Annotated in this window: 16 protein-coding genes; 7 read left to right on the top strand and 9 right to left on the bottom strand. The window is 59.8% G+C overall.

Going from position 1 to position 17,386, the window contains the following annotated elements; all coding sequences use genetic code 11:
- Positions 1-4: 4 nt before the first annotated feature.
- On the bottom strand, positions 5-928 hold the full coding sequence (gene glyQ / locus ACTG20_RS01200; RefSeq protein ID WP_005339464.1) for a glycine--tRNA ligase subunit alpha: 924 nt from the start codon (positions 926-928) through the stop codon (positions 5-7).
- 222 nt (positions 929-1,150) lie between these two features.
- On the opposite strand from glyQ, the gene ACTG20_RS01195 reads away from it, so the two are divergent.
- Both ACTG20_RS01195 and ACTG20_RS01190 read left to right on the top strand, forming a co-directional pair.
- Positions 1,151-1,723, top strand: a complete 573-nt coding sequence (locus ACTG20_RS01195; RefSeq protein ID WP_194494588.1) for a DNA-3-methyladenine glycosylase I — start codon at positions 1,151-1,153, stop codon at positions 1,721-1,723.
- A gap of 129 nt (positions 1,724-1,852) precedes the next feature.
- Positions 1,853-2,509: an OmpA family lipoprotein gene (locus tag ACTG20_RS01190; protein ID WP_005339468.1), complete on the top strand. Its 657-nt coding sequence runs from the start codon at positions 1,853-1,855 to the stop codon at positions 2,507-2,509.
- Between the two features lie 135 nt (positions 2,510-2,644).
- Here ACTG20_RS01190 and ACTG20_RS01185 read toward each other — a convergent pair whose 3' ends face one another.
- Positions 2,645-2,992 carry a RidA family protein gene (locus ACTG20_RS01185; RefSeq protein ID WP_005355943.1) on the bottom strand — a complete coding sequence of 116 codons (348 nt, stop codon included), beginning with the start codon at positions 2,990-2,992 and terminating at the stop codon, positions 2,645-2,647.
- 21 nt (positions 2,993-3,013) lie between these two features.
- Positions 3,014-3,259 (bottom strand): sulfurtransferase TusA, encoded by a 246-nt coding sequence (gene tusA / locus ACTG20_RS01180; protein WP_005339470.1) that lies wholly within the window; start codon positions 3,257-3,259, stop codon positions 3,014-3,016.
- 169 nt (positions 3,260-3,428) lie between these two features.
- Here tusA and ACTG20_RS01175 point away from each other — a divergent pair, with 169 nt between their 5' ends.
- Positions 3,429-3,620: a hypothetical protein gene (locus ACTG20_RS01175; RefSeq protein ID WP_005339471.1), complete on the top strand. Its 192-nt coding sequence runs from the start codon at positions 3,429-3,431 to the stop codon at positions 3,618-3,620.
- Between the two features lie 75 nt (positions 3,621-3,695).
- Here the strand turns inward: ACTG20_RS01175 and ACTG20_RS01170 are convergent, their stop codons facing one another.
- From ACTG20_RS01170 to ACTG20_RS01145, 6 genes are all read right to left on the bottom strand, one after another.
- Entirely contained in the window at positions 3,696-4,934 is a 1,239-nt protein-coding gene (locus ACTG20_RS01170; RefSeq protein WP_194494589.1) for an ABC transporter substrate-binding protein, read from the bottom strand.
- Between the two features lie 4 nt (positions 4,935-4,938).
- Entirely contained in the window at positions 4,939-6,384 is a 1,446-nt protein-coding gene (locus tag ACTG20_RS01165; RefSeq protein ID WP_162518398.1) for an ATP-binding protein, read from the bottom strand.
- The gene (locus ACTG20_RS01160) at positions 6,381-7,103 is read right to left on the bottom strand and encodes a response regulator (RefSeq protein WP_005339475.1); all 723 of its coding nucleotides are present in this window, start codon (positions 7,101-7,103) and stop codon (positions 6,381-6,383) included. The genes ACTG20_RS01165 and ACTG20_RS01160 overlap by 4 nt, the downstream gene beginning before the upstream one ends.
- Before the next feature lie 278 nt (positions 7,104-7,381).
- The gene (gene fadA, locus ACTG20_RS01155) at positions 7,382-8,545 is read right to left on the bottom strand and encodes an acetyl-CoA C-acyltransferase FadA (protein ID WP_194494590.1); all 1,164 of its coding nucleotides are present in this window, start codon (positions 8,543-8,545) and stop codon (positions 7,382-7,384) included.
- Positions 8,546-8,566: 21 nt separating this feature from the next.
- Positions 8,567-10,714 (bottom strand): fatty acid oxidation complex subunit alpha FadB, encoded by a 2,148-nt coding sequence (gene fadB / locus ACTG20_RS01150; protein ID WP_194494591.1) that lies wholly within the window; start codon positions 10,712-10,714, stop codon positions 8,567-8,569.
- Positions 10,715-10,918: 204 nt separating this feature from the next.
- Positions 10,919-12,856 carry an acetoacetate--CoA ligase gene (locus ACTG20_RS01145; RefSeq protein ID WP_194494592.1) on the bottom strand — a complete coding sequence of 646 codons (1,938 nt, stop codon included), beginning with the start codon at positions 12,854-12,856 and terminating at the stop codon, positions 10,919-10,921.
- 191 nt (positions 12,857-13,047) lie between these two features.
- Here ACTG20_RS01145 and pepQ point away from each other — a divergent pair, with 191 nt between their 5' ends.
- The 4 genes from pepQ to hemG are packed head-to-tail and all read left to right on the top strand — an operon-like array spanning position 13,048 to position 17,013.
- On the top strand, positions 13,048-14,370 hold the full coding sequence (gene pepQ, locus ACTG20_RS01140; protein ID WP_194494593.1) for a Xaa-Pro dipeptidase: 1,323 nt from the start codon (positions 13,048-13,050) through the stop codon (positions 14,368-14,370).
- Positions 14,370-14,987, top strand: a complete 618-nt coding sequence (locus ACTG20_RS01135) for a YigZ family protein (protein ID WP_043825947.1) — start codon at positions 14,370-14,372, stop codon at positions 14,985-14,987. Before pepQ ends, ACTG20_RS01135 begins: the two co-directional genes overlap by 1 nt.
- A gap of 36 nt (positions 14,988-15,023) precedes the next feature.
- Positions 15,024-16,481, top strand: coding sequence for a TrkH family potassium uptake protein (locus ACTG20_RS01130; protein ID WP_005339482.1), 1,458 nt, complete (start codon positions 15,024-15,026; stop codon positions 16,479-16,481).
- Positions 16,482-16,488: 7 nt separating this feature from the next.
- Entirely contained in the window at positions 16,489-17,013 is a 525-nt protein-coding gene (gene hemG / locus ACTG20_RS01125; RefSeq protein WP_005339483.1) for a menaquinone-dependent protoporphyrinogen IX dehydrogenase, read from the top strand.
- Positions 17,014-17,386: the final 373 nt, after the last annotated feature.

Below are 17,386 nucleotides of genomic sequence, written 5' to 3'. Positions count from 1 at the left end.
TTCCTTAACCTTGCTTGTTCTCACTGCGCTGACACATCGGGAAGCCCAGCGCTTCGCGGGAGGCGTAGTATGCCTCTGCCACGGCCTTGGTCAGGGTGCGAATGCGCAGGATGTAGCGCTGACGCTCGGTGACCGAGATGGCCTTGCGGGCATCCAGCAGGTTGAAGGAGTGAGCGGCTTTGAGGATGCGCTCGTAGGCAGGCAGCGGCAGCGGTTTTTCCAGTGCCAGCAGATTCTGGGCTTCCTTCTCGTACTGCTCGAAGCAGTGGAACAGGAACTCCACATCGGCGTGTTCGAAGTTGTAGGTGGATTGCTCCACTTCGTTCTGGTGGAACACGTCGCCGTAGGTGGTCTTGCCCAGCGGGCCGTCAGACCAGACCAGATCGTAGACGCTGTCCACGCCCTGAATGTACATGGCCAGACGCTCGAGACCGTAGGTGATCTCGCCGGTGACCGGCTTGCACTCGAGGCCGCCAACCTGCTGGAAGTAGGTGAACTGGGTCACTTCCATGCCGTTCAGCCACACTTCCCAACCCAGACCCCAGGCACCCAGAGTCGGGTTTTCCCAGTTGTCTTCCACGAAGCGGATGTCATGGATTTCAGGATCCATGCCCAGCTCTTTCAGGGAGCCCAGATAGAGTTCCTGAATGTTGTCGGGGGAAGGCTTGATGATCACCTGGAACTGGTAGTAGTGCTGCAGGCGGTTCGGGTTTTCACCGTAGCGGCCGTCAGTCGGACGGCGGGACGGTTGCACGTAAGCGCAGGCGATGGGCTCCGGGCCCAGGGCACGCAGACAGGTCATGGGGTGGGAAGTACCGGCACCCACTTCCATATCCAGCGGCTGAATGATGGTACAGCCCTGGCGGGACCAATAGTCCTGCAGCTGCAGGATCAGGCCCTGAAAGGTTTTGACATCGAATTTTTGCATAATTTTTTTCGCGCGAAGTGAAAATCAGAGCAAGATTTGCTGAATGTGAACCGAGGGAGTATACCGTCTGGCATGGTCGGATAATAGGCGAAATTGCAGCGGATTCGCGGGATGGTGCTGCGCTCTGGCTGGTCGGGCGGGATGTCCGGTATATGATGTGAGCAGTGCCGCCTGCAGAGTGGGCTGGGTCGGGCAAACCGCTGAAATAACGAGGGAGAGGAAATGGAACTGCGCTGCGCCTGGGTGACCAAGGACCCGGAATACATTGAATACCATGACAAACAGTGGGGCAGGCCGGTCTATGACGCCCGCGAGCTGTTTGCCAAGCTCTGCCTCGACGGCCAGCAGGCGGGGCTGTCGTGGATCACCATCCTCAAGCGTACCGAGAGCTACTACCGCGCCTATGCCGACTTTGATCCGGTGCAGATTGCCCGCTTCGACGAGCAGGATGTAGAGCGGTTGATGCAGGACACCGGCATCATCCGCAACCGGCTCAAGGTGCAGTCGATCATCAGAAATGCCCGCGCTTATCTGGCGTTGCAGGAGCAGGGGATCGACTTCGCCGCCTACCTGTGGGGCTTTGTGGGCGGCGCCCCCATCGTCAACCAGCGGCAGGGCAACGGCGATATTCCGGCGACCTCGCCGGAGTCGGATGCCATGTCGAAAGCGCTCAAGAAGCTCGGCTTCAACTTCGTTGGCAGCACCATCTGTTACGCCTTTATGCAGGCGGTGGGGATGGTGAACGATCATCTGGTCAGCTGTCCTTGCCACGCCGAGTGTCAATTACCGCGCTGACAGCCCGCCGATTGCCCAAAAAAACACCACTCTCGCCATCTGTTCAGGCTTGCGTCAGACAATGGCGTGCCAGCGCGTTACAATCCGGCCCCCGGCATGGTGCCGGATTGTTTTCACAGAGGTTTTTTCATGCGAGCCAAGATCCTGGTGCCTGCTCTGGCACTGACCGTTGCCCTGAGCGGCTGTACCACCAACCCCTACACAGGTGAATCCCAGACCTCCAAAGGTGCCTGGGGCGCGCTGGCTGGCGCCGCTGCCGGTGCGGCCGTAGGTGCGCTCTCCTCCAGCAAGGGTGACCGCAAGAAGGGCATCCTGACCGGCGTTGCTGCTGGCGCGGCGCTGGGTGGTGGTATCGGCTACTACATGGACGTGCAGGAAGCCAAGCTGCGCGAGAAGCTGCAAGGCACTGGCGTCAGCGTGACCCGCAATGGCAATGAGCTGATCCTCAACATGCCGAACAACGTGACCTTCGACAGCTCCAGCTCCCAGCTGAAAGCGGCCGGTGCCAACACCCTCTCCGGCGTGGCCATGGTCGTTGCCGAGTTCGACAAGACCCGCCTGAACGTGGTCGGTCACACCGACAGTACCGGTTCCCGCGATCTGAACATGAAGCTCTCCCGCGATCGTGCCGATGCCGTTGCCGCCCAGCTGATTGGTCAGGGCGTAGCAGGTAGCCGCATCTCCACCACCGGCGTGGGCCCGGATCAGCCGGTTGCTACTAACAGCACCGCCGCTGGCAAAGCCCAAAACCGCCGCGTGACCATTACCCTGACCCCGACCGCCTAAGTCGTTCAGGTTTCGGTAACGAAAAGGCCCCGCCAGTGATGGCGGGGCCTTTCTATTGGCGCCGTGGCGAGCAATGACGCCTTGTTGTTTGCTCCCTTCTCCCCTCGTGGGCGAAGGGGCGGGGATAAGCGCCTCTTAGACAGCTGCAGTCAGCTGCACTTCCACCTTGTAGCCTTCGTGGGCCAGGCGAGCTTGCACGCAGGCTCTAACCGGTGCTGTGCCAGCCGGGATCCAGGCATCCCACTGCTCGTTGAAGGCAGCGATGTCCTGAATGTCCTTGAGATAGATATTGGCCATCAGAATTTTGTCTACGCCGGAGCCGTTGGCTTCCAGCAGGCGCTGCAGGCTTGCCAGCACTTCGCGGGTCTGCTGGTGGATGTCGGCCTCTTCGCTGACGGGCACTTCCACCACGTAGAGGGTGCCATTGTGGATGACCACGTCTGACCAACGCTGGGTGGTGCCGATTCGGGTAATGGTTGTCATGGAGTGCTCCGGTACGGGGGCTTATTGACCCTTGCGGATCAGATAGCGGTAGGGGGCCTGCTCTGTCTCGCTGGCGACCAGGGTGTGATCCATAAAGCGGCAGAAACTGGGGATGTCGCGGGTGGTTGAAGGATCGTCGGCGCTGACCAGCAGGGTCTCGCCATCCGCCATCAGCCGCACTTTCTTGCGAACCATCATAACGGGTTCCGGGCAACGAAGCCCGATTGCGTCCAACTCGTGGGTTGCGCCGCAGAATAAATCACTCATCTATTATCAACCTTCAACCTATTCGGCTGCCAATGATACTCAGGGCTAAAAAATAATCAAACAAACGACCCATTCACCAGCATATGTAACCGAAATGTTATTCGGCCCTATCCAGCTTGCGCCGGACGAGTAATATAAAAATTGAACCATATTCAACAAGGAGGTGAATATGCAGGTCTCCTACGGCAGATTACAAGCCTATGCAGGCATGGGGTTCTTGTCCTTCGCCATGATAGTGATGGGCAGCCCGATCGGGAATACCGGTACTTGGTTCGGCTCCATGGTGATGGTCGGGTTGGGGCTCTGGATCGAGCTCAGCGATTACTATGACGAGGATGAGGACGAGAACGATCAATCCTGAATCGGATGACGATTCAACAACAAAGGCGGAGCAATTCCGCCTTTGTCATTTCTGCCGTTTGGCAATGTGCCCGGATCAGCGGGTCGAGCGCATGGCCCGCTCCAGATGCAGCGCCGTCTGCTCCGGGTTGGCCTTGGGGTCGTTGAAGAAGTTGCTCAGCACATCGAGGATCGCCTGCCGCATATTGGTCGGCGTCGCCATCCCTTCCGCCATGCTGGGCAGCAGGTTGTCCTGCTTTTCCGCCAGCAGGAAATCCTGATAGGAGCGGACGGCGCAGCGGTCGAACTTGCTCATGTCGGGATTGGTCAGCGCCGGGATAGACCCTTTCACCCGATTGAACTCCTCCTGGAATTTCGGCGTCATCAGCAGTTGGGCCAGATCCCCCTGCGCCTGCAGCTGGGCCGGATCCCGCTGTTTGAACATGGCGATGGAGTCGAGGTTGTAGCTGAACAGTCCGGCGCTGCCCGGGCTAGGCAGACAGGCGATATCCTCACCCGGCCGGTAGTTACCGGCACTAAGTTCACCCTTCACCCAGTCCCCCATCACCTGCATGGCGGCGCCACCGCTCTCCAGCAGATTGGTGGCTTGATGCCATTTCAGTCCGGCGTATTTTTGCGGCACATAGGCGCGCAGCTGCTGGAAACGGGTCAACACCCGCACCATGTCGGGGCCGGTCAGGGTGGCGCGGTCCTGCTCGAGGAACGCCTTGCGGTAGAACTCCTTGCCCCCCTCACCGAGTGCCACCGTTTCAAACAACACTGCCAGCTGCCAGGGCTCGTTGCCAATGGCGAGCGGAGTGATGCCCCGTTTTTTAAGCTGGTCGGAGACGGTAACAAACTGGGCCCAGTCGGTGGGTGGAGTCAGCTTGTTGCGCTCGAAGATCTTGCGGTTGAGCCACAGCCAGTTGACCCGGTGGATGCCGGTGGGCACCGCCATCAGGGCGCCATTCTGGCTGAGGGTGGCCCGCACCATGGGCGGCATCTGACTGTACCAGCCGAGGTGTTCGGCCATCGGGCTGAGATCGCGCAGGAAGCCGAGTCCGGCCCACTCCTTGAGCTCATAGCCCTTGAGGTGGGCCGCTTCGGGCGGGTTGGCCGCCAATGCCCGGCTCTTCAATACCGTCATGGCGCTCTTGCCGCCGCCGCCCTGCACTGCAAAGTCGTTCCACTGGTTGCCCTGTTTGGTCCACTCGGATTTGAGCACTTCGACCGCTTTCGCTTCGCCGCCGGACGTCCACCAGTGCAGCACTTCCACCTGGGAGGCGGCAACGGGAGCTGAGAGCAGGGCGATGACAGAAAAAGACAACCACTTCATAAGGTTACTGCCTTGGTAGGGAGAGCGTGGCTTGCAGGCCACCTTGCGGACGGTTTTCCAGCACCAGATCGCCGCCGTGGGCGTGGGCTATGTTGCGGGCGATGCCAAGGCCGAGGCCGGTGCCAGCCTGATCGGTACTGAGCCGGTAATAGGGTTCGAAAATGCGCTCGAACTGATCGTCCGGCAGGCCGGGGCCTTCATCCATGATAAAGAGGATCAGCATCTCCTCGTCATCCATGATGATGATGCGTACCCGCTGGCCGTACTTGATGCCGTTGTCTACCAGATTGCCGATGCAGCGTTTGAGCGCCAGCAGCTTGCCGCGATAGGGCCACTTGCAGTGCCCTTCGATGATCAGCCGCTCGTCGTGCAGGTTCATCGACTCCGCCATCTGCTCCAGCAGGGCGTTGATGTCGATCTCCTCGATATTCTCGTGAATGTCGGTCTCTTTGACCGTCTGCAACGCTCCTTTCACCATCAGCTCCAGTTCGTCGAGATCCTTGTTGAACTTGGCGATCTGTACCTCGTCATCGAGCAGCTCGACCCGCAGTCGCAGTCGGGTGATGGGGGTCTTGAGGTCGTGGGAGATGGAGCTGAACAGCCGCTCTCTATCGTCGATATAGCGACGAATGCGGTGCTGCATGATGTTGAAGGCGCGGGTGGCCGCCACGATTTCCGATGCTCCTTCCTCCTTGAGCGAAGGCTGATCGATATCCTTGCCGAGATTCACCGCCGCCTTGGCGAGACGGCGCAGCGGGCGGGTCTGCCAGCGCACCAGCATAAAGGTGAAGAAGCAGAGGAACACCGTCATCAGGGCGATGAAGCGCACCTGGTTGCTCGGCATCACGGTATCGTCGAGGGTCATGTAGGGGGCGGGCAGCAGGGCCGCCAGATAGAGCCACTCCCCCTTTTCAATCTCGATCTGGGTCACCAGTACCGGTGGATTGAGCGGCTCCAGCGACAGGGTGTAGCGGGCCCAGGAGGAGGGGAGATCCGCCAGCAGGGTGTCGTTGTTGAAGACGTGGAGGTCGTCGGGCCGGGAGAAATCCACCTTGATCGCCATGGCGTCGGAGAGCTTGCGGGTCAGCACTCCCTGCACCTCCTCCAGCACCTGCGTCTTGCGTTCGCTGTCGGGGATGGCGTTGATGTGGATCTCTTCCTCGTTGAGCGAGACGAAGAAGCGGCTGCCCCCCATGTTGCGCAGCTGGTCCAGCGCGATATGGCGATACTGCAGCGGCAGGGATTTGAAGAAGTTGACGGTGGAGGCGGCAGACATGGCGAGGTTGCGGGTGGTGCTGAGCATCCCCTCCAGCTCCCGCTTCTGGATCTGCTGCATCCAGATGCCGGTCAGAATGGTCTGGGAGAGCAGGATGGCCAGCAACAGCAGCAGGATCATCCGTGACAACAGGGAGCGGGGCACCAGCGCCCCCCAGGACCACTTGTTGCTCATGGCAGCTCGTGCACCTCGGCAATCAGCATGTAGCCACTGCCGCGAATGGTCTTGATGATGCGCGGGCTCTTGCCGTTGTCGCCCAGCTTCTGGCGCAGACGGCTGATTTGTACGTCGATGCCGCGCTCCATCGGCAGGCTTTCGCGGCCGCGGGTGGCATCCGAGATGGTGTCGCGATCCAGCACCACGCCGGGCTGTTGCAGGAACATCCCGAGCAGCATGGCATCGCTGCCGGAGAGATCCAGCAGGCTGCCATCATCATGGGTCAGCTGGTGGCTCAGGGTGTCGAGGGTCCACTCGGCAAAACGCAGGCGGCGGCTCGGCTCTTTCTCTTTTTCCGGCTGGCGGAATTCGGCGCGGCGCAGCAGCGCCTTGATGCGGGCCTGCAGTTCACGGGGGCTGAACGGCTTGGCGATATAATCATCGGCGCCGAGTTCCAGGCCGATCACCCGATCCGCTTCGTCGGAGGCGGCGGTCAGCATGATGATGGGCACCTGGGAGTCACGACGGATCTGCTGGCAGAGGGTAAAACCGTCCTCACCGGGCATCATGATGTCCAGAATAATCAGATCCGGGCTGTGCTGGGCGAGTTGCTGACGCATCTCGTTGCCCTCCGCTGCCGTCAATACCTGAAAGCCCGCCCGGGTCAGGTACTCATTGAGCAGCTCGCGGATCTCTTGGTCGTCATCGACGATCAGCAGTTGTTTGCTCATTGACATATGTATGTGCATCCACCCATTTTTTTGTGCAGATTGAACCTGTCGGGGGAGTAAAAAGCAAGCAAGCCCCCCATCTAATGTGAGGTTTAAGGCAATAACAGCCTATTGATAAGATTAAAACGAAAAAAGGCCGACCCAAACGGGACGGCCAACAGACAGCTTCTGACCACTGACGAGCACCCCGTGTGGCGATCGTCACAGACTTGAAAAGGGGCCAGTCAGACTGGCCCCGAAAAGGGACAACTCTCAGTAGTGCATCCCGTCGATCCGGCTGGTTATCACACCCGTTCAAACACGGTGGCGATGCCCTGACCCAGACCGATACACATGGTGGCAACCCCCAGGGTGGCATCCTTCTCCTCCATCAGATTGATGAGGGTGGTGGAGATGCGGGCGCCGGAGCAGCCGAGGGGGTGACCCAGCGCAATGGCGCCGCCGTTCAGGTTTACCTTCTCGTCCACCTGATCCTGCAGACCCAGATCCTTCACGCAGGGCAGAGACTGGGCGGCAAACGCCTCGTTCAGCTCGAACAGGTCGATATCACCAACAGTCAGGCCAGCACGTTTGAGCGCCTTCTGGGTCGCCGGCACCGGGCCGTAACCCATGATGGCGGCGTCACAGCCGGCGATGGCCATGGCACGTACCTTGGCTCGCGGTATGAGGCCGAGGGCCTTGGCGCGATCCGCGCTCATCACCAGCATGGCGGCGGCGCCATCGGATAGGGCCGAGGAGCTGCCGGCGGTGACGGTGCCGTTGACCGGGTCAAACACTGGGCGCAGTTGGCTCAGGGTTTCGACCGTGGTCTCCGGACGGATCACCTCGTCATAGTCGTAGAAGAAGCGGGCGCCGCTGGCGTCATGGCCTTCCAGCCCGACGATCTCCTTGGCAAAGCGTCCTTCCACAGTGGCGGCGTGAGCGCGGCGGTGGGAGCGGGCGGCAAACTCGTCCTGCTGCTGACGGCTGATGCCGTGCAGCTTGCCGAGCATTTCGGCGGTCAGCCCCATCATGCCGGAGGCTTTCGCCACCGACTTGGCCATGCCGGGATGGAAGTCAACGCCGTGGCTCATCGGCACGTGGCCCATGTGCTCAACGCCGCCGATGATGAAGATATCCCCATCACCCACCTGAATGGCGCGGGAGGCGTCGTGCAGCGCCTGCATGGAGGAGCCACACAGGCGGTTGACGGTAACCGCCCCCACTTGCTTCGGAATACCGGCCAGCAGTGCGGCGTTGCGGGCGATGTTGAAGCCCTGCTCCAGGGTCTGCTGCACGCAGCCCCAGTAGATATCCTCGATCTCGTTCGGGTCGAGGTTGGGGTTGCGCAGCAGGATGGATTTCATCAGGTGCGCGGACAGATCTTCTGCACGCACGTTGCGGAAGGCGCCGCCCTTGGACCGGCCCATCGGGGTCCGGATACAGTCGACAATGACTACGTCTTTCATGAATGGATCTCCTTTCCGCAATCAGTAGAAGGTTTTGCCTTGGGCAGCCATCTCGCGTAAGCGGTCGCTGACGCGGTAGAGCGGGCCCAAGTCGGCATACTGGTCGGCCATGGCCACGTAGCGATCCAGACCAATGGTGTCCAGATAGCGGAACACGCCGCCGCGGAAGGGAGGGAAGCCCAGACCGTAGACCAGCGCGATGTCGGCTTCGGCTGGCGTGGCGACAATGCCCTCTTCCAGACAGAGCACCACCTCGTTGATCATCGGGATCATCATGCGGGCGATGATGGCGTCCTTGTCGAAATCCTGTTTCGGCTTGGCGATGGGGGCCAGCAGCTCGTAGCTAGCTGCGTCAGCCACCTTCTTCGGCTTGCCCTTCTTGTCCTGCTCGTAGGCGTAGAAGCCCTTGCCGTTCTTCTGACCGAAGCGGTTCACTTCGTACATCACGTCGATGGCAGTGCGACCTTCCTTGCTCATGCGCGCCGGGAAGCCCTGCGCCATCACGTCACCGGCATGGTGACCGGTGTCGATACCGACTACATCCAGCAGGTAAGCGGGGCCCATGGGCCAGCCGAACTCTTTCTCCATCACCTTGTCGACGGCGGCGAAGTCGGCGCCATCGGCGACCAGCTTGTTGAAGCCGAAGAAGTAGGGGAACAGCACCCGGTTGACGAAGAAGCCCGGGCAATCGTTGACCACCACAGGGGACTTGCCCATGGCGGCGGCATAGGCCACCACGCGGTTGATGGTTTCATCGGAGGTCTGCTCGCCGCGGATGATCTCCACCAGTGGCATGCGGTGCACCGGGTTGAAGAAGTGCATGCCGCAGAAGTTCTGCGGGCGCTTCAGCCCCTTGGCCAGCAGGGAGATGGGAATGGTGGAGGTGTTGCTGGCGAGCACGGCGTCTTCGCCAATGATCCCTTCCACTTCACCCAGTACGGCGGCTTTCACCTTGGGATTCTCGACCACGGCTTCGACCACCACATCCACATGCTTGACGTTGTCATAGCTGAGGGTCGGAGTGATGGCAGAGAGCACCTGGCCCATCTTGATGCCATCGATGCGGCCCTTTTCGAGCTGGCCGTTGAGCAGCTTGGTGGCTTCGCCCATGCCAAGTGCCAGCGCCTTCTCGTTGATATCCTTCATCACCGCCGGAATGCCCTTGCTGGCAGACTGGTAGGCGATGCCGCCACCCATGATGCCGGCACCCAGTACGGCGGCGTGGCCAGTGGCCTTGCTTGCTTGCTTGGCTGCCTTCTTGGCCAGTGCCTTGATGTGCTGATCGTTGAGGAAGATGCCGACCAGTGCCTTGGCGACATCGGTCTTGGCCAGCTTGATAAAGCCCTGTGCCTCAACGGCCAGCGCCTCGTCACGGCCCATACCTGCGGCGGCCTCGACGGTTTTCACCGCGGTCATCGGCGCCGGATAGTGTTTGCCCGCTACGGCGGCAACCATGCCGGCGGCGGTGGTGAAGCTCATCATGGCTTCCAGTTTGGAGAGGCGCAGCGGCGCTTTTTTGGCGGCGCGACGGCTCTGCCAGTCCAGCTTGCCCGCGATGGCGTCCTTGATCATCTGCAGCGCAGCGCTCTGCAGTGCGTCCGGGGCGACCACGGCGTCGATGGCGCCCACCTTGAGGGCGTCATCGGCACGGTAATCCTTGCCGGTGGTGATCCACTCGAGCGCGTTGTCGGCGCCGATCACTCGCGGCAGACGGACTGTGCCGCCAAAGCCCGGCATGATGCCGAGTTTGGTCTCGGGCAAGCCAATCTTGGCGCTGGTGTCAGCCAGACGGAAGTCGGTGGAGAGGATGGTCTCGCAGCCCCCGCCCAGGGCGTGGCCCTTGATGGCAGAGAGGGTCGGAACCGGCAGATCTTCGATGGCATTGAAGATGTCGTTGGCCTTTTTCAGCCAGCCGAGCAGATCTTCTTGCGGCAGATCGAACAGTTCTAGGAATTCGGTAATGTCGGCACCGACGATAAAGGCGTCTTTGCCGGAGGTGAGGATCAGACCTTTTAGTTCACGTTCTTGTTGTAATGCGGCGATCGCTTCGCTCAGGGAGAGCAGGGTAGCGCGATCCAGCTTGTTGACTGAACCCGGGGCATCAAACCTCAGCTCGGCGATGCCGTTTTCGAGGTAGCTGACCGACAGGGTTTCGCCTTGGTAGATCATGAGAGTGTCTCCTTGTTCCCACTCAGTGGGGAGTGGTGCTCCTTAATCCCCAGCAGGGGGCGAGGCTCACTATTGATCCAAAAGGAGACATTTTCAACACCTATTTAAAACATTTGTTTAACAGATCTCGAGTAAAAGCTCTTCATCACAAAACGGGCGAAAGAGAGGCGCCTTGCGGCGCCTCGGATAGATGTGAGTTTGTAATCAACTGGCCAGTTCAGGCCGGTTTCGATACTGGTTCAGCACATCGGGATCGGCGAGGGCATGAGTATTGTTGACGGGCCGATTGTGCACGACTTCCCGCACCGCCAGTTCGACGATCTTGCCGGACTTGGTGCGGGGGATGGCATCCACCTGCAGGATGCGGGCGGGCACGTGGCGGGCGGTGCAGTGCTGCTTTATTTGCTGGCGGATCCGCTCGCGCAGCGGCTCATCAAGCTTGCAACCCGCCTTGAGCTTGACGAACAGCACCACCCGTTCGTCCTGCTGCCACTGCTGGCCGATGACGATGCTCTCTTCCACTTCGTCGAGCTGTTCGACATAGCGGTAGATCTCGCTGGTGCCGATGCGCACGCCGCCCGGGTTGAGGGTGGCGTCGGAGCGGCCGTAGAACAGAATGCCGCCGGTCGGGGTCAGCTCGATCCAGTCGCCGTGGCACCAGATGTTGTCGAACCGCTCGAAGTAGGCGGCGTGGTACTTGTCGCCATTCTCGTCACCCCAGAAGTAGATGGGCTGAGCCGGGAACGGCTTGGTGCAGACCAGCTCGCCCTTCTCCCCCTGCACCGGCTGGCCCGCTTCGTTGAATACCTGCACCGCGAGGCCGAGGCCGCGCCCCTGGCTCTCGCCGCGATAGACAGGGCTGAGCGGGTTGCCGATGACGAAGCAGGAGCAGATGTCGGTGCCGCCGGAGATGGAGCTGAGCTGCACATCCTGCTTTATCTGCTGGTAGACGTAGTCAAATCCCTCCGGCGACAGCACAGATCCGGTGCTGCAGATCAGCCGCAAGTGCGGCAAGTCGTGGCTCTTGATGGGGGCGTAACCCTGCTTGTGCAGTGCGTCGAGATACTTGGCCGAGGTACCGAACAAGCTGACCTGCTCGTCATGGGCGAGATCCCACAGCACGTTGCCGTCCGGATAAAACGGCGAGCCGTCATAGAGCACCAGGGTGGCACCGGAGGCGAGGGCACTCACCAGCCAGTTCCACATCATCCAGCCACAGGTGGTGAAGTAGAAGATCCGCTCCCCCGGCTTGATGTCGCAGTGCAGTTGGTGCTCTTTCAGATGTTGCAGCAGGGTGCCGCCGATGCCGTGCACGATGCACTTGGGTTTGCCGGTGGTGCCGGAGGAGTAGAGGATATAGAGCGGATCGTTGAAAGCCATCGGCTCGAACTGGAGGCCGGCGTCCGGCTGGCTCGCCAGCAGTTGTTGCCAGTCGTGGCCAAGCTGCAGCGGGTTGCCGAGCAGCGGGATCATCACCGTCTGCTCTATGCTGCCGATCTGGCTCACCACGCTGGCGACCTTCTGTTGAATGTCGATAGCTTTGCCGTTGTAGCGATAGCCATCCACCGCAAACAGCACTCGTGGTTGGGTCTGGCCGAAGCGCTCCACCACACTGGCCTCGCCAAAGTCGGGGCTGGTGGAGGTCCAGATTGCTCCGAGGCTGGTGGTTGCCAGCATGGCAACCACGGTTTCCGGTATATTGGGCAGATAGGCGGCGACCACATCGCCACGCCCAATCCCCTGATGACGCAGCCACTGAGCCAGCCGGGCCACCTGATCACTCAGTTCACCCCAGCTAAGAGTACGGCTTAGACCCCCTTCGATGCGGGAGATGATGGCCGGGCTCTCGTCCTGACGGCGCAGCAGGTTTTCGGCGAAGTTGAGGCAGCTATCGGGGAACCAGCGGGTGCGCTGCATATCTTGACGGTTCTCCGCCACTATGTTGCCGAGCTCGCCCTTGACGCCGCAGTGCTGCCATACCAGCGGCCAGAAACGGGTGGTCTTCTCCACCGACCATTGATAAAGCTGCGGGTAGTTCTGCAACTGCAAGCCGTGGAAACGGTTCACCTCCGCCATAAAACGGTAGAGGTTGGATTGCTGCATCCCGAGCGGATCCGGTTGCCACAGGCAGAGGTTGTCCATGAGTAATCCCTGACTTCATGTATCTACCGGCAGTGTATTGAATTGTTTTTGATTTGTTAATGATTGGTTTTGTGTTGATAACAAACACGTTTGTAACGTATGCGTTACCTCACGAAGCGGCAGCTTGACGGGTCGAGCCGCCAAGCGCTTGATGTTATGCTGCAATCACATTCACCTCGGAGCAGGACGCCATGAGCAGCTACAGCCAACTTTTTGCCCAGCACCTCGATACCTTGCAGCAGCGCACCCGCGACATTCTGCAACAACAGGGGCTCAGCGGACTGGCCATCCACTCCGGCCAGACTCACCGCATCTTCCTCGATGATCAGGATTATCCGTTCAAGGTAAACCCGCACTTCAAGGCCTGGTTGCCGGTACTGGACAATCCCCACTGCTGGCTGCTGGTGGACGGGGTGAACAAACCAATCCTGCTGTTCTATCGTCCAGTGGATTTCTGGCACAAGGTGGCGGAGTTGCCCAATGCTTTCTGGGTCGAGTTCTTCGATATCCGCTTCCTGACCCGGCCGGAACAGGTGGCTGATCATCTACCTGCCAACAAGCAGGAGTGGGCCTATCTGGGGGGGCATCTGGAAGTGGCCGATCTGCTGGGGCTGACCCAGCCCAATCCAGAGGCTGTGCTCAACTACCTGCACTATCACCGCGCCTACAAAACCCCCTACGAGCTGGAGTGTCTGCGCGAGGCGAACCGGATTGGGGTGCGCGGCCATATCGCCGCCAAGGACTCCTTTATGGCGGGGGCGAGCGAGTTCGAGATCAATCTGGCCTACATGAAGGCGGTCGGGCAGGGGGCCAATGAGGCGCCCTACGGCAATATCGTTGCCATCAACCGCAATGCGGCCATCCTTCACTACACCCACTTGTCTGCCGTGCGGGTGCCCGATGCGGAGCGCCACTCCTTCCTGATCGATGCCGGTGTCGATTTCCACGGTTATGCCTCCGACATCACCCGTACCTGGGCGTGGCGGCGCGGTGAGTTTGCCGATCTGATTGCAGCCCTCGACGAGCAGCAGCAGGAAATCATCAAGGAGATCAAACTGGGTCGCCGCTACAGCGAGCTGCACCTGCAGATGCACCACAAGCTGGCGCGCCTGCTGCAAGCGACCGAGTTGGTGGATATGTCGGTGGACGAGATGATCAACACCGGGGTGACCAACGTCTTCTTCCCCCACGGCCTCGGCCACTTCCTCGGTTTGCAGGTGCACGATGCGGGCGGTTTCATGCAGGATGAGCGCGGCACCCACCTGGCGGCGCCCGAGCTGTTCCCCTATCTGCGCTGCACCCGGGTGATGGAGGTGGGTCAGGTGTTCACCATCGAGCCGGGCCTCTACTTCATCGACAGTTTGCTGGAGCCGCTGCGTCAGGGCGAACAGGGCAAGCGGGTCAACTGGAACAAGGTGGAGGCGCTGCGTCCGTTCGGCGGCATCCGCATCGAAGACAACGTGGTGCTGCACGCTAACGGGGTGGAAAACATGACCAGACAAGCAGGACTCTGATGGCGGCAGCGTACTCCATTCCGGCTGCCCCGCTGGAGTTGACCGAAGAGATAAAGAAGAGTCGCTTCATTACCCTGATCGCCCACACCCCGACCGTCGAGGCGGCCAAGGGGTGGGTCAACGAGATCAAGCGCCAACATCCGGCCGCTCGCCACCACTGCTGGGCCTTTGTGGCGGGCGCGCCGCAAGATAGCCAGGTTTACGGCTTCAGCGATGATGGCGAACCGTCCGGTACCGCGGGCAAACCGATCCTGGCCCAGCTGATGGGTTCGGGGATCGGTGAAATCTGTGCCGTGGTGGTGCGTTACTACGGCGGCATCCAGCTTGGCACCGGTGGGCTGGTCAAAGCCTATGGAGGCGGCGTCGGTGCCGCCCTCAAGCAACTGCCCACCCTGCTCAAGGTGCCACGCACTCCCTCTCTCATTCACTGCGATTACGGTGACATGGGGACGGTCGAGTCGCTGATCAGCAGCCATAATGGCGAATTGCTGGCGGCGGATTACGGTCAGCAGGTCACCTTGCAGGTGGCGTGGGAGTCCTCGGTTTGGGCTCAGGTGGACCGTGAATTGACCGACCGGACTCATGGGCGGGTATCCCTCAGCCCCTTAGATGGCTAGAATCCATCGCTCTTTAATTGGGGAAAGGGAGCTGTAATGCACATTCTGAGCATTATTCGCATTGTTGGCCTGCTGGTTGCGCTGTTCAGCTCGACCATGCTGTTGCCTGCACTGGTGGCCTTTGGCTATCGGGATGGTGGTGGTGCCGAGTTCGTCAGCTCTTTTCTGATCGCCCTGCTGCTCGGCGTGGTGCTCTGGTTTCCCAATCGCTATCACAAGAAGGAGATGCGCTCGAAAGAGGGCTTTCTGATTGTGGTGCTGTTCTGGACCGTGTTGGGCAGTGTGGGGGCGGTGCCCTTCATCATGAGCGATGTGCCGGATATGTCGGTCTCGGAGGCCTTCTTCGAATCTTTTTCCGGCCTGACCACCACTGGCGCAACGGTACTGACTGGGCTCGATAATCTGCCCAAGGCGTTTCTGTTCTACCGCCAGCTGCTGCAGTGGCTGGGGGGGATGGGGATCATCGTACTGGCGGTGGCCATTCTGCCACTGCTGGGTATCGGGGGCATGCAGCTCTATCGTGCCGAGATCCCGGGGCCGGTAAAGGATACCAAGGTGACGCCGCGCATCGCCGAAACTGCCAAGGCGCTCTGGTTCATCTATCTGCTGCTGACCGCGCTCTGTGCGCTGGCCTACTGGCTCGCCGGGATGACGCTGTTCGATGCGGTCTGCCATTCGTTCTCGACTCTGTCGGTCGGTGGCTTCTCCACTCACGATGCTAGCATCGGTTTCTTCAACAGTCCGGTCATCAACCTGATTACCGTGGTGTTCCTGCTGCTGGCCAGCGTGAACTTTGCGCTCCACTTTACCGTTTTCTCTCACCGCCCGGTGCGGCTCGGTCGCTACCTCTATGATTCGGAGCTCAAGGTGTTCCTGGCCATTCAGGCGACTCTGGTGATGATCTGCTTTGTCGCCTTGCTGACCCACGGACACTACGCCACCTGGCAAGAGGCGCTCAACCACGGCCTTTTCCAGGCGGTCTCTCTGGGTACCACCACCGGCTATAGCACCACGACCTATGCCGACTGGCCCTCGTTCCTGCCGATGTTGCTGATGTTCTCCGCCTTTATCGGCTGTTGCGCGGGCAGTACTGGGGGCGGCATCAAGGTGATGCGTTTTATGATCCTGTTCATGCAGGGGATGCGCGAGTTGAAGCGGTTGGTTCACCCCAGAGCCATCTATACCTTGAAGCTGGGGAATCGGGCGGTGCCCGAGCGTATCGTCGAGGCGGTGTGGGGCTACTTCGCCACCTATATTATTCTCTTCTTTATGTTCATGCTGCTGTTGCTGATGACGGGGCTGAACGAAGTGACCGCATTCACCGCTGTGGCTGCGGCTTTCACCAACGTAGGCCCGGGGCTGGGAGAGGTATCAGCCAACTTCGGCAATATCTCGCCAGCGGCCCAGTGGGTACTGGTGTTGGCCATGTTGTTTGGCCGATTGGAAATTTTCACGCTTCTGGTACTGTTTACTCCTGCATTCTGGCGTAGTTGAGGTTGTTATGGACAAGATTCTGGTGCTTTATTCCTCTCGGGATGGCCAAACCCGCAAAATAGTCGATGTCATGCTGGAGCAGATGCCGGGATGCGAAGTGGTGATGCACGACCTGCACACCTTGCCGATGTGCAACCTCAGCAAGTATGCCAAGGTCTTGATCGGCGCCTCTATCCGTTATGGCAACTTCCACCCCAGCCTGTTCAGCTTTATTCACGCTCATCAGGAGCAGCTGGAGGTGGCCAATGCGGCCTTCTTCTGTGTCAACCTGACGGCCCGCAAGCCAGAGAAGCAGACGCCGCAAACCAATGCTTATATGAAGAAGTTCCTGCGCCTCTCTCCCTGGAAGCCGAAAACCCTGGGCGTCTTTGCCGGTGCGCTGCAGTACTCCCGCTATAACTGGTGGCAGACGCGCATCATCCAGCTGATCATGAAGATTACCGGTGGCAGTACCGACACCAGTAAGGACATTGAATTTACCGATTGGGAAAAGGTGCGCAGCTTTGCCCGCGAATTCTGGTCAAAAAGGTAGCAGCATGATGTGAATTCAGGGTTTCTTGCCCGAAACAGCCCCGCCGATGCGGGGCTTTTGTTTAATAAAGCAACGGTTGAACCGAAAAACTGTAAAAAGTGCCATTTTTTGCAGTTTTCCTCTTGTCATCCCGGCGCGGCTCCCTATAATGCGCCCCTACCAGCACGGCGGAACACGCCGAACTGATGAGCCACCTTCTTGGTGAAGTGGGCGCCGAAAGAAAAGCGAAAACAATCGCTTGACTTTCGAAGTGAGAAGCGTAATATGCGCCTCCTCAACGCGACAAGCGTGACGCTCTTTAACAATTTGAATCAAGCAATCTGTGTGGGCACTCACAGCATCGAACATCAAAAACAATTTTTGATTTTCAATG

The sequence above is a fragment of the Aeromonas sp. 84A genome (assembly GCF_051919345.1).
Lineage (GTDB): Bacteria > Pseudomonadota > Gammaproteobacteria > Enterobacterales > Aeromonadaceae > Aeromonas > Aeromonas veronii.
This window is presented reverse-complemented; position numbering and strand designations above follow the sequence as displayed.

What these genes read in the sequence shown, in the direction of transcription:
- fadA (WP_194494590.1), bottom strand. Translation starts at nt 8,545, where the DNA reads ATGAAAGACGTAGTCATTGTCGACTGTATCCGGACCCCGATGGGCCGG.
- ACTG20_RS01160 (WP_005339475.1), bottom strand. Translation starts at nt 7,103, where the DNA reads ATGTCAATGAGCAAACAACTGCTGATCGTCGATGACGACCAAGAGATC.
- ACTG20_RS01190 (WP_005339468.1), top strand. Translation starts at nt 1,853, where the DNA reads ATGCGAGCCAAGATCCTGGTGCCTGCTCTGGCACTGACCGTTGCCCTG.
- hemG (WP_005339483.1), top strand. Translation starts at nt 16,489, where the DNA reads ATGGACAAGATTCTGGTGCTTTATTCCTCTCGGGATGGCCAAACCCGC.
- ACTG20_RS01165 (WP_162518398.1), bottom strand. Translation starts at nt 6,384, where the DNA reads ATGAGCAACAAGTGGTCCTGGGGGGCGCTGGTGCCCCGCTCCCTGTTG.
- ACTG20_RS01185 (WP_005355943.1), bottom strand. Translation starts at nt 2,992, where the DNA reads ATGACAACCATTACCCGAATCGGCACCACCCAGCGTTGGTCAGACGTG.
- ACTG20_RS01135 (WP_043825947.1), top strand. Translation starts at nt 14,370, where the DNA reads ATGGCGGCAGCGTACTCCATTCCGGCTGCCCCGCTGGAGTTGACCGAA.
- pepQ (WP_194494593.1), top strand. Translation starts at nt 13,048, where the DNA reads ATGAGCAGCTACAGCCAACTTTTTGCCCAGCACCTCGATACCTTGCAG.
- tusA (WP_005339470.1), bottom strand. Translation starts at nt 3,259, where the DNA reads ATGAGTGATTTATTCTGCGGCGCAACCCACGAGTTGGACGCAATCGGG.
- ACTG20_RS01145 (WP_194494592.1), bottom strand. Translation starts at nt 12,856, where the DNA reads ATGGACAACCTCTGCCTGTGGCAACCGGATCCGCTCGGGATGCAGCAA.
- glyQ (WP_005339464.1), bottom strand. Translation starts at nt 928, where the DNA reads ATGCAAAAATTCGATGTCAAAACCTTTCAGGGCCTGATCCTGCAGCTG.
- ACTG20_RS01175 (WP_005339471.1), top strand. Translation starts at nt 3,429, where the DNA reads ATGCAGGTCTCCTACGGCAGATTACAAGCCTATGCAGGCATGGGGTTC.
- ACTG20_RS01170 (WP_194494589.1), bottom strand. Translation starts at nt 4,934, where the DNA reads ATGAAGTGGTTGTCTTTTTCTGTCATCGCCCTGCTCTCAGCTCCCGTT.
- ACTG20_RS01130 (WP_005339482.1), top strand. Translation starts at nt 15,024, where the DNA reads ATGCACATTCTGAGCATTATTCGCATTGTTGGCCTGCTGGTTGCGCTG.
- ACTG20_RS01195 (WP_194494588.1), top strand. Translation starts at nt 1,151, where the DNA reads ATGGAACTGCGCTGCGCCTGGGTGACCAAGGACCCGGAATACATTGAA.
- fadB (WP_194494591.1), bottom strand. Translation starts at nt 10,714, where the DNA reads ATGATCTACCAAGGCGAAACCCTGTCGGTCAGCTACCTCGAAAACGGC.